This is a genomic window from Atribacterota bacterium (assembly GCA_039638595.1).
Classification (GTDB): Bacteria; Atribacterota; Atribacteria; order Atribacterales; family Caldatribacteriaceae; genus Profundicultor; species Profundicultor thermophilus.
In genome coordinates, this window is record JBDIWM010000061.1 from 1 (window position 1) to 9,791 (window position 9,791).

Genomic DNA, 9,791 nt, shown 5'->3' on the forward strand with positions numbered 1-9,791 from the left:
AACCGGTTTTTGACCCCCATCATGGTCAGGTGGTCTTTCTTCCCCGGGAAACTGAACGAGGAGAATTGAAACCGACACCGGGGTTCTCTCAAGACGCCGTGGTGACAGAGAACCTGGTGATGCTCAAAATCACCCATGAAGTTGGGGGTTCGGTCGCCTATACCCTGAAAAGCGGGCTTGAACCTGACTTTGACTCTTTCCCGGTTGAAACTTGTGGAATCGATACGACCCTGGTCAAGGACTTAGTACCTCCGGTAGCCATTGCCGGTGTCTTCATGGAGGTTGAACCCGAAAAGTCCTACCTGTCCCCTCAGGAGGTGACCAAAGTATTAATCCGGCTTTTTCGGGAAACACCCCTGGGGGAGCGGTTTCCCATAAAGGATGTGCCCTTCACCATTGAGGCAAAGGGACTCATTGATGGGTCTCTGGAACCACAGGGATCGGTGCGGACCGACGATCAAGGACAGGTTGTCTGTACTACCGAGCGGGGAGAAAAGAGGACCGTGTCGGTGTTTTAGCCCGCTACCACCCCCAGGGATATTTAGAGGTCGTGCAGGGAGAAGCTGGGATTTCGGTGATGGGAGAACCCCAGTGTTTTCGGGGTGTGGTGACCTTTTCCGTGGAATTTGACGACGAGGAGTCAACGCAAGGTCAAACCGATGGGAAGAAGGAGAAATCGCTTTACCAAATGATTCTTCGGGCAAGGGTTCAGGGGGAGCTGGTACTTCGACCTGGGGAACCTGGAAGAAATTCGTTCCCACAGTTTTTCAGGTGTCAACCGTTTTTTCTCTTGACCTTGAGCGAAAGTGAGACCACCTACTGTCGGAAGAAAGGGGAAAAAGGTGAGGTTCCGGTCCGACCAGGAAACTGGGCGCGGTCTGAAACCACAATCCACACTTCGCTGGAGGAAGAGGACTTTCGAATCCATGCCAGTCTCGACTTCGACCGGCACACCGATACCTACCGTTGTTCTTTTGGTTTTGCTGGTCTTGTCTGGAAGGGAAATTCCATACTCCATGAACGGTTCTACGACGCCTGCACCGGTGAAATAAGGGAAAGCACCTTGACCTCCCCAGAGTTCAGTGGAGAACACTTTGCGTTCTCCACCGGGGAATTCCAGGAAAAGGCCGCAGATCCAGATCGCATCGTTGGTGAAAAGGTGATTGAACCCTATATGCTTGGGAAGGGACGCGTTCGGTGCACCTTTGACTTTGTACGCATTCCCTGCCAAGAAGGCAGGAATTCCGATGAATGAGGCTTGCGTTCGGGGGATGTTTCTCCTGCTTTTGGAAGCTAAAAGAGAAAAACTCCCCCGGGGGAAAACCTTTCTGGAGCGACCTGAAGGGAAAAAGCAGGATGGTTGAGGAAAGGTGTTTGCACCCTGCTTTATGGTGTGTAGCACTATGGTTTGAGGTGCTTTTCGATCCAGGCCACCAAATCTCCCTCCTCTAGCGCAGGTGCATTTTTGAGGGAGTACACCAGGGCAATGGATTGCCCAGAGCGCATCTCGGATGCACGTGCTATTCACCCCATCGCGTCTTGAGAGAAACTCAATTGGACAGTACTGGTGAAGCGGCTCATACTGCGTTTTCCATTCCTCACCAGCCACAACCGCGTCTGGTCTATATTTCTCGATGTCTTTGCACTTTTCCTCCCAGCCATTCGCCTTGAACACTTCATCCACCTGATGCTCTCGATTCCCCTTACCCGCTCTTCGTAACGAAAGAAGGTAATTTTACCCTTTTGGTGGATAGATTCGTCACTGACCACATCGAGGATCAGGTAGCCTCTAAATTGTTTAACCCTCTTCAGAAAATGCACATGCCCGACGCCGAAAATATCGAATGTGCCATAGGTAAGGACTTTTTCGAGCAATTGCATCACCCTTTCGATGGCGTTTGCATCCTGGTGGTGCACTACGTACCGTGTCAGTGTTCAATGCTTGACGTCCAGAGTAAGCAGTGCGTTTTGAGGACGTTTCTGGTCTATATACTTCGGTCCTACGTCCCAAACGTCGTACAGCTCAAGGATCCATCCTCGCTACTCGAAGTACTCCTTCCTGTCCACCGGCACGAAGACCGCTAGTCGATTCAAAAGGAGCCAGTCAAAATAGGGCGAGGAGTAATGGATGAGCAAAAGGTCGAACCCGTTCAGAAGCTTTTAGAAACTCGGCTTTCTCTCGCTCAGGAGATTTGAATCGATGATTCGTATGTGCTCGGTCTCGGACTGCTTCAGCTTTTCTTTGAAAAACCGTTCTTCCAGGGGGTGGAACTCATGAACAGGAATATGCAGTTTTTCTCCAGAAAGATGCAGAACCGTCCCATGTCGAAGGTTTTTGCACCCTCCTGTCCATTAAGCCGCCCTTTTGGTGGCTTTTGGATTCGCGTAGCCTCCCCTCATTCACTCTCTCTAAAAGCGCAAGGAGGTTCGACCACGAGTACTCGTGGACCACTGCAAAGGTGATGAGCTGGTGGTCCAGAGTAAAGGATTTGGCATAGAGTATGGATTACCAGCCGTATTCGGCTCTTTAAGAGTGACATGGGTGATTTTTCGAAAAATCGTTTTCAGACAATTATGTTCCCGTATTGATATCGTGGGTTTGGATTTCATCCGGGTGTACGTCTGAGGGCCAGTGTCACTTCGGCGTACACCATGGAAGCGCTTTGCTTCGCAACGAATTTCCCCGGTCCTTTCTTTAAAGCCGGTCCCTGCGGTGGTTTTTGATTGGTGGTCGGCTGTCTTCTGGGGGCTTTTTCTGCCAGGACTTTTCAAGGTAATGGGCAGGAACGGCAAAAAAGCCAATGATGGATCCATAGGTGACCAGGGTGACCATGACCACTCTCAAGACGTCATCCTGGACTTTCCACTGTCCGGTTTGCTTGAGACGTTTTTGGCCTCTCCCTCTTTCTCCTTCATGGGGACGTTCGCCGTAAAGGGAATGGGAGTTGTTCGGTGAAAGAACGTATCGTTGAGGACGAGTTTCTCCTCCAAAGGGATTAGAAAGCCAGCGGGGTACAGGGCTAAGGACCAGGTAATAAAAGCCAACAGCAAGGAGGAGGACCATCAGTCCCATCTGAAGTGGTTTTGCAATCCTCCGGGGAATACGCACGGTGCCTTTGAGGAAACTCCAAAATAAGCTCCAGCGGAATCCGAGATGCACTCCAAAGAGGATCAGAGAAACACCCGAGGAAAAGATGTGGAGCTCCTTCAAAAGATTATTTCGGTATCCGGAGAAAAGGACCCGGGCTGTCAAAACACCGCTCGGCGAGGCCATCACAAAAAATGCTGAAAAAAGGAGGTCAGAGAGGTACAGGTATCGGGTTTTCGCTGGCAGTGCTCTTTGCCAGAGTCGCACCGTGACCCCAGCAAGCCATTTCCAGTTCAAAAGGAGGTGAAAGCCGAAAAGCCCCAGGACCAAAAGTCCAGTAACCTCATGAAACCCAAGACTTAAAGCTTTGCTCCATAGAATAAGGGGAAAAGGCAAAGGGTCACGAGGTCAACGAGAATTTTATCCACCATTTTGCGATGCATCGCTATCACTCCTTTTTCGTATCTCTCTGGGAATGTCCCCGGATGGGGATTTTGTACCTTCATCGTACAAGGTAACCTTGAACTTTTGGTGGAGGATTTTTTGCGAATCTGTGAAAAAGGTTCCAAAGCGAAATTGTGGGGTTAAAGATGGGCGTCCTGCGGGGGGTGAATGATTTGAGCTTTTTGGTTGTATGCGTGCTCGTTACGAATGGCTAACCCTTATCCGGTGGTTTTTCGCTTCCACACCTCAGGTGTTACAGAGGTAAAATCCCCTCCCAAATCGACCTTCGCAGAGGACCACCATCGGGTTGGGAGATGCTTTCTTCACCCTGATGAGTAGGAGATTCACCGGCATGGTGATCGCTTCAGGTTCGGGGCCGAATCGACCTGCAGAGTAGGGACGTGAAGTGGATGCTCTAACATTCCGCGATTTCAGCTCTTTGGGTCCTCGCGGCTGGTTAAAAATCCAAAAAAGGGGTACCATATATTTATGCACCGTCAATCGGTCGCTGCATGGGGTGGGAGGTTCTGGTTGTCCTTACTCCCTGGTTCCCCAATAAGCCTAAAAATACGTAACGGCAGCGCTAAATGCGAACCGGATGAGCGTCGGGCATAGACGTAGTTCTTTATCAGATAAGTGGTGGAGGGACAAGGGGACCATCGTGAATTCAGCCCAAAATCCCTTTGTTCCCTGTTGGGACACAGGAGCCGTATTTGTGTTTTTGAGCGATTGGGTTTCGCCGAACGAGTATGGCGTTACGGTTTACCCCATCTGAAGATGTAAAGATTGGTGGATATAATCCCTGTCGCACAGGCACTTTCCGCGGGATACACGCGCTTATTCCTCTCAGGGCTCTGGTATTGGGATGAATTTTACCCAGATCAACTAATAGGCTTTGTTGGCTCGGGGTTACCCCGAGGTTTCTCATGGAGGCGAATTGTAATCGGAGAGCACCATGAGGTGTATCCAAATAGTGCTGTGGAGGAGCCTGGGCCCCAGGAGGTACGGTAATTGAGCGAATCCCTGCTCAAACCGAGTCACCGCTTTGGGTAGGCTTTTAATTCGTCACCGACCCATCATTTGGGACATCATCGTCATCATGGGAAAATTCATCTCTTTCATCATCTCCATGCACTTTGGCATCATTTCTTGCATCATGGTTGTGTCTTTCATGACGATTTCGCACAGCTTTGGCATTAATTCTTTGACGACTTCTTTCTGTTCGTCACTGGATAGGTTCGCGAAACTTTTCACAAAATCGTCTATTCTTTTTCTTTCTTCATTCATCAGAATCACCTCCTCCCTAAAAAGAGTCGTTTAAGCCTCTTTTGCGTGCGCTGCGCACTCTTTGTAATCATAACCTTTTGATGCCCACGTTGAGCAGGTGTTTTTTTCAATCTGACCAACGTTGATTTTTTCCACCAGAAGCGATGAGTTCTACATTGACCATAATTGGAATATTTGACCTGCCTTGGTTGAGTAAATCGATGACTTCTGGAAATTGCTTCCACCTTGGGGGAAGGAATTCCACGTATTCCGCTTAACGGATTCGCCAAACTTCATGATTATTAGGAAGGCTTTCATCATATTTCTATGGATTTGCATTCGCCGTAGCGAGTATCCGAAAAGGTCAACCTAAACATCTTCAACTCGCCGCAGCGAATGCTCTGGGCGTATCTTGGTTTTGGCCCACGCCATCACTGTTGGTATCGCTGGGGTTCTTTATTCCGTTTTTTGGTTTTGGGCCATCATCTGCTTCACGAACTCATCCATCCCCTGGTTTCCTGCACTTCGAATTGTTTTGGCGAATTCGATGGCTTCCAGAATATCCTTTTCCTCGATCCCGATTCGTTTGGCTTCACTATAGTGGTAGGAAAAACACTTTTGGCAATGACCAGCAATAGCAGCGGCGATTCCGACTAATTCTCTGGTTTTTACGTCCATTGGGTATTCCCCCCTTTATTGGTCATGAGATCAAACCAGGTTGGCTTCTTCCGTTACCCACAGCATCCCGGACCGGCGCTGGGGCCGCAACAGCCTGACATGGGTCGATTCATTCCACTTCCTTTGGAACCGCCCATAACCATGATGTTTCCGAAAACTCGGGCTACCTTTTTACTCCCACATTTGGGGCAGGTGACCTTTAATCCCTTTTCCTGTTCAGAAATCGTGGCGTAAATTTCGATTTTTTCACCACACTCGGTGCAGACGTATTCGTAGGTGGGCATACAAAGACCTCCTTTAGGACTCAATTTTTTCTTTTATCGCCGAAATAGCTTCTGCGGGTGTAGGGACACCCATAGAAACAACCTCATCATCGTCACCGATGGTGATAATCGGCAGGACCATGGCTCCAAAGGACTGAATGAGTCGCACGACCCCGGAATGGTTTTTCAAGTCCTTATCCTGAATGACGTTCACAACCTCCGTCTTAAATCCCAGTTCCTTTTCGATGGCATTTTTGAGGTTTGTAATCTCCTCTTCTGATTGCCCGATGGGTCCACAGCATGAAGACCGAGGTCCACAGGGGAACTGTTGAGGCATCATAAATATTCTCACCGTTTGGTTATTTTCTGTCATAACGACACCTCCTTATTGTTTACGATAAAACCCGTGCTCGCTACGTTTTAGTTCAAGCGTGCTTGAAATATTGAACGCCCTTCGGTTCAAAAAAGATTAAAGAAATAGCCAGCCACGACACAACCGACAAAACTCAACCCTACGTAGAGCGCAAGTACCCTTTTCTTGAAAACGCCGGAAAGCATGGCGATTGACGGAAGAGAAAGTCCCGGTCCACCCAAGAGGTAAGCTAAAGTGGCACCACCGCCCATACCCTTTTGGATTAATGCCAGTGCAGTTGGCACTTCCACATAGGTGCAGACATAAGCGAGGATGGCGACAAACGAAGCCACCAAAACCGAATTGATTCCCTTGCCACCGACAAAATTGACCACTACGCTGGTAGGAATGAGGACCTTAATGGCTCCGGCAATGATGACTGCTAAAATAAGGTAGTAGTTCAGTTGCAGGAAGAAATCCCACGCTGTTTCCACCAGTTTCCCCATCCTCTGCGAAAAACGCAATCGCGCATCCCCCGTGGGTAGGACAAAGCACGCACCGGTGACATCGGTTTTGACCTCAGACACAATGGGTAAATGCCACAACCCATCCTTATCCCGGTCAAGGATTCCAGCTTCACCCAAAAGATAGAGTTTTTCTTCCTCATTGGGAGCCAGTTTTTCAGTGGGTAATTTACCAGGGTTTTTGGAGAGGGCCATGCCCACTCGAAAGGCAAACTGCTGTAACTCCGGTGAAAGATTGGGTGTGATTGCCAGTTTTACGAACCTCCTCAGTAACCGTTCTTTCCTTTGCCAATATGATAGAACACCGCCGACGCTCAGGGCAATAAAAAAGGTACCCAAAATTCGGCCAATTGCCAGTTTCCAACCCAAAATTCCGGCGGTGATGAAAACAGCCGGGACGTTGAGCATGGGAGCGGCGATGAGAAAAGCCATGGTGGGACCCAGGGGGATACCGGCCTGCACCATTCCCGCAAGCACTGGTACAATCCCACAAGAACAAATGGGAATGACCGCTCCGGCGACAGCCGCGGCAAGGTTTGCTTTGAATCCTCCGTAGCCCATTCTCTTTTTCACCGTTTCCCAGGGTACGAACACCACTAACCCGGCTGCAATGAACATTCCCACCACCCAATACTGGAATAACTCTACCAGCACAGCTACACTTTTGACGTAGACAAACCATAAAACTTGAGGGATATTCCAGGATAGCGGAGTCGGAATGTCAACCAGTCTTGCTTCAGGCCCAGTTATACCCTTGGGTTGTAAAAGTCCGTACTGGAAAAGGGCAGAAAAGGAGAGGTTCTGGGTGTACACGTATACCAGACCACTCAGGTAGAAGATGACTACAATCAGGAGATTAATCCACTCCTTCTTCATGGGTTTTCGAAGCATCTTGGTTACCTCCTTTCGGAAATAGCTGGGTGATGATTTTTTGCCATTCTGCACTATTGACGCCAATCACGCATTTCCCATTCTTACGGAGCGATAACCGTTTTTCTAAGCGCAATGTATCGAGTGCAAAAATTTCCTCCGGGAGTCTAGATATGAATTTAATGCAAAATTCTTGGCACGGATTTTCGGATTTGATGATGGAGTAGTAAACCCACCTACCCATTTTATTTTCTTGCACAAGATTCACTGATTTCAGGATATTGAGGTGTTTCGAAACGTTGTACTGGTTTTCCAAGAGAGCGTCCATAATTTCGCAAACACAAATCGCCCTTCCGGATTGAACCAGCAAACGCACGATCCGCAAACGGGTCTTGTCTGATAATGCTTTAAAAAGCTTGGTAAGGTCTTCTATCTTCATTCACTTCATCCATTCTTTTTATATTCATATATGCGTAAGTAAGTATACAAAGAAAATCAGTTTTTGTCAAACCATCACAGGCCATGAAAACTGAAAAACGGTGAGATTGCCATTTGAAACCCCTTCGTACCATTTAAAATTCCCTGAAAAGGAAGTGAAACGAGAGATTGATAAGATTGGGCTTACCGGAGAAATTCAGCACTTTTTCGCGTTTTGTGTCTGAAGGTGAAGTGCGCTTTTATATCCTTGTGGCAGGAATATGGTCTTATCAAATGTGTTTCTGTCTGTTCTGTAACGCTGGAAAACTCCCCACTTGGGGGAGTATCGGTTTACCCTTCCGGGGAATCGCTTTACGATTATCCGTCCCCATACCACGGAAGCAGTACCAAGAGGGGAAAAGAGAAAAATTTATGTCAGTGGACCGACAGTGATGTTGGGCTACAACTCCCGTTCTGATGAGGCTGCACAGGTTCTTCAAGAACATGAGGATGGTTTTATTTGACTTCACACCGGTGACTTGGGTTTTATGGGTGAATACGGATATAAAGGGTTATTGAGAGCCATTCTGCGGTTCTCAAGTCCAGTGTGGTCGTTGTGTCCAACGAGTATGCCCTGAATCGAGTTAAAACGTTTGTAATATTAAAGGAAACGGTCCGTTCCGGGGAATACATGGCAAAAGAAATCAAGCACTATGTTGCTCAACACCTCACTACATGGTCCATTCCGACTGAAGTCATTTTTGTGGACCAACTTTCCCTGACCTGCATGGGCAAAGTAGACTACGAGTGCTTGAAGAACAAGGTGGTTCTTTGGTTCGAAAAAGCCGACCCTGGGTAACAAAAACCACTGACCCCAATGAACCATCGAACCTCACTCTCACCAGAAAGTTCTACGGGTAACCGCTTTGCTTTCTTCGTGCTTCAGGATTGAACTTCCGCTTTCCCCAGAGGGAAAGCGTCGAACTCGTTCCTTCTTAAAAAGAGTTCTTCATTTTAACCCTCCGGTTCTCCAATTCCTCGGAGTCCGTTTGGTTTTAGGATGCGTTAGCGTTTCCTTTTGTCAAGTCAGATGGGAAGATAAAAATGCCCGTTTTAAGCCTATTCGCGAGTTGAAGAAGCAGGATTTTCCTCGCTTAGAGCTAAAAACACATCCTTACAGAAAATTTTGGGTAGCCTTTTTGATCCATTGTGTGCCCTTTTCTGAGGGTTCGTTGTTTTTACCCAAAATATTGACGGTTACGTGCTCCGCGTTGGAAAGTCTTCTGAACAAACTACATTTCGGTGGCCTCTGTGGCAACTTTATCCTCTGCCCTTATGGCACTGTCTCACAAAGCAGGACTTCCCATGATGCTTGCTATGATGGTAGTTCTTGGAGCTGGAAGAGCCCTACGGGACTCTTCCCTGGTGTTCCGGTTGCCAGCATCCGGTAAAAATTTTTCACCCTGAATGGGCTTATGGCTGGGGGGTCACGGCTATTTTCCTTACTTCAAAGCTGGATGGCTCTTAGCCTAACGTGGAAACGGGCTAAGGATTTGAGGTCATTGCCATTCTTGAAGTAGTAAGTCCCTCTGGGGGGAAGAGGATCATCCTCGGCGCCCGTCTTACTCTTATTCTCATGCTATTTTTATGGTCCGGTATGGGTGTCGAAATATTCCAGGTTGATTCGTGATGGTGGTGATTGGAGTGGTTCTCTACGTTATTGCTTTCACTATTTGATATTTGTTCTCAATCACCAATGGGAGATTATGCATTTTGTTTTGTTCTTCATATCTGCTTTCTACCCGTTGATTGCTATAATAGGGTTGTAAAACCCATGAAAGGGGGTGTTTCGGGTCGCTCAAGATTTTTCCTCATTTACCAAACGCTCG

11 protein-coding genes are annotated in these 9,791 nt (G+C 48.0%); 4 read left to right on the forward strand and 7 right to left on the reverse strand.

The genetic code is table 11. The features are described from left to right. From ABDK92_10325 to ABDK92_10340, 4 genes are all read left to right on the forward strand, one after another. Nucleotides 1–518: hypothetical protein (locus ABDK92_10325; protein MEN3187000.1), on the forward strand; the 518-nt coding region annotated here is incomplete at its 5' end. Between the two features lie 32 nt (nt 519–550). Then, nucleotides 551–1,255 carry a hypothetical protein gene (locus ABDK92_10330; protein MEN3187001.1) on the forward strand — a complete coding sequence of 235 codons (705 nt, stop codon included), beginning with the start codon at nt 551–553 and terminating at the stop codon, nt 1,253–1,255. A gap of 488 nt (nt 1,256–1,743) precedes the next feature. Further along, nucleotides 1,744–2,085 carry a hypothetical protein gene (locus ABDK92_10335; protein ID MEN3187002.1) on the forward strand — a complete coding sequence of 114 codons (342 nt, stop codon included), beginning with the start codon at nt 1,744–1,746 and terminating at the stop codon, nt 2,083–2,085. A 385-nt stretch (nt 2,086–2,470) separates the two neighbouring features. Further along, a complete protein-coding gene (locus ABDK92_10340; GenBank protein ID MEN3187003.1) occupies nt 2,471–2,626 on the forward strand; it encodes a hypothetical protein in 156 nt (51 codons plus the stop codon). 69 nt (nt 2,627–2,695) lie between these two features. Here the strand turns inward: ABDK92_10340 and ABDK92_10345 are convergent, their stop codons facing one another. The 7 genes from ABDK92_10345 to ABDK92_10375 form a co-directional block, all read right to left on the reverse strand. Then, a complete protein-coding gene (locus ABDK92_10345) occupies nt 2,696–3,418 on the reverse strand; it encodes a hypothetical protein (GenBank protein MEN3187004.1) in 723 nt (240 codons plus the stop codon). A gap of 1,179 nt (nt 3,419–4,597) precedes the next feature. Continuing rightward, the gene (locus tag ABDK92_10350; protein MEN3187005.1) at nt 4,598–4,819 is read right to left on the reverse strand and encodes a hypothetical protein; all 222 of its coding nucleotides are present in this window, start codon (nt 4,817–4,819) and stop codon (nt 4,598–4,600) included. 435 nt (nt 4,820–5,254) lie between these two features. Continuing rightward, nucleotides 5,255–5,476 carry a carboxymuconolactone decarboxylase family protein gene (locus tag ABDK92_10355; protein MEN3187006.1) on the reverse strand — a complete coding sequence of 74 codons (222 nt, stop codon included), beginning with the start codon at nt 5,474–5,476 and terminating at the stop codon, nt 5,255–5,257. Between the two features lie 53 nt (nt 5,477–5,529). Next, nucleotides 5,530–5,760, reverse strand: coding sequence for a zinc ribbon domain-containing protein (locus ABDK92_10360; protein MEN3187007.1), 231 nt, complete (start codon nt 5,758–5,760; stop codon nt 5,530–5,532). A 13-nt stretch (nt 5,761–5,773) separates the two neighbouring features. Beyond that, nucleotides 5,774–6,112, reverse strand: coding sequence for a hypothetical protein (locus ABDK92_10365; GenBank protein ID MEN3187008.1), 339 nt, complete (start codon nt 6,110–6,112; stop codon nt 5,774–5,776). 86 nt (nt 6,113–6,198) lie between these two features. Continuing rightward, the gene (locus tag ABDK92_10370) at nt 6,199–7,506 is read right to left on the reverse strand and encodes a permease (GenBank protein MEN3187009.1); all 1,308 of its coding nucleotides are present in this window, start codon (nt 7,504–7,506) and stop codon (nt 6,199–6,201) included. Beyond that, nucleotides 7,472–7,924: a metalloregulator ArsR/SmtB family transcription factor gene (locus ABDK92_10375; protein ID MEN3187010.1), complete on the reverse strand. Its 453-nt coding sequence runs from the start codon at nt 7,922–7,924 to the stop codon at nt 7,472–7,474. Before ABDK92_10375 ends, ABDK92_10370 begins: the two co-directional genes overlap by 35 nt. Between the last annotated feature and the right edge of the window lie 1,867 nt (nt 7,925–9,791).

Bases quoted from the DNA above. Each gene is read 5' to 3' on its own strand.
- ABDK92_10355 (MEN3187006.1), bottom strand. From the start codon at position 5,476: ATGGACGTAAAAACCAGAGAATTAGTCGGAATCGCCGCTGCTATTGCT.
- ABDK92_10350 (MEN3187005.1), bottom strand. From the start codon at position 4,819: ATGAATGAAGAAAGAAAAAGAATAGACGATTTTGTGAAAAGTTTCGCG.
- ABDK92_10360 (MEN3187007.1), bottom strand. From the start codon at position 5,760: ATGCCCACCTACGAATACGTCTGCACCGAGTGTGGTGAAAAAATCGAA.
- ABDK92_10365 (MEN3187008.1), bottom strand. From the start codon at position 6,112: ATGACAGAAAATAACCAAACGGTGAGAATATTTATGATGCCTCAACAG.
- ABDK92_10375 (MEN3187010.1), bottom strand. From the start codon at position 7,924: ATGAAGATAGAAGACCTTACCAAGCTTTTTAAAGCATTATCAGACAAG.
- ABDK92_10370 (MEN3187009.1), bottom strand. From the start codon at position 7,506: ATGCTTCGAAAACCCATGAAGAAGGAGTGGATTAATCTCCTGATTGTA.